General features: G+C 73.0%; 1 pseudogene. It reads left to right on the top strand.

The annotated features are described in order from the left end of the window. Positions 1-870: pseudogene (locus ACFQ36_RS23010) on the top strand (acetyl/propionyl-CoA carboxylase subunit alpha); the annotation flags it as partial.

Here is an 870-nt window from a genome sequence, read left to right as displayed (position 1 = left end):
GTGGCGGCCGCGGCCTTCGGGGACGACACGCTCCTGCTCGAGCGTCTGGTGCGCCGGCCGCGGCACATCGAGGTCCAGGTGCTGGCCGACAACCACGGGACGGTGATCCACCTGGGCGAACGCGAATGCTCGCTGCAGCGCCGGCACCAGAAGGTCATCGAGGAGGCGCCGTCGCCGCTGCTGGAGGCCGGCACCCGGGCCCGGATCGGGGCGGCCGCCTGCCGGGCCGCCTCCTCGGTGGGCTACAGCGGGGCCGGCACGGTGGAGTTCCTGGTTTCGGATGAGGCGCCGGACGAGTTCTTCTTCATGGAGATGAATACCCGGCTGCAGGTGGAGCACCCGGTCACCGAAATGGTCACCGGGCTGGATCTGGTCGAGTGGCAGCTGCGCATCGCGGCGGATGAGCCGCTGGCCCTGGCGCAGGAGGACGTGCGGCTGCGCGGCCACGCGGTGGAGGCCCGGGTCTACGCAGAGAACCCGGAGCAGGGCTTCCTGCCCTCCGCCGGCACCGTGCTGGCCCTGGCCGAACCGGCCGGCGACGGCGTACGCGTGGACAGTTCGCTGGTGGCGGGGCTGGAGATCTCCGCCAGCTATGATCCGATGCTCGCCAAGGTCATCGCCTGGGGGGAAGACCGGAAGCAGGCGCTGCAACGGCTGGACCAGGCCCTGGCCGGGACCATGGTGCTCGGCGTCGGGACGAACCTCGAGTACCTGAGGCTGCTGCTGGCCGACCCGGACGTGCGCGCCGGCCGGCTGGACACCGGCCTGATCGAGCGGAAGCTGCCGGGGCTGGCCTTCCACCGGCCCGCGGACACGGACCTGGCCGCCGCCGCCGTCGCCGCCCTGGCCTGGCAGCACCGCCGGGCCGGA

The sequence above is a fragment of the Arthrobacter sp. GCM10027362 genome, assembly GCF_042679445.1.
Classification (GTDB): Bacteria; Actinomycetota; Actinomycetes; order Actinomycetales; family Micrococcaceae; genus Crystallibacter.
The sequence above is the reverse complement of the archived record's forward strand: the minus strand, read 5'-3'. Positions and strand labels throughout refer to the sequence as shown.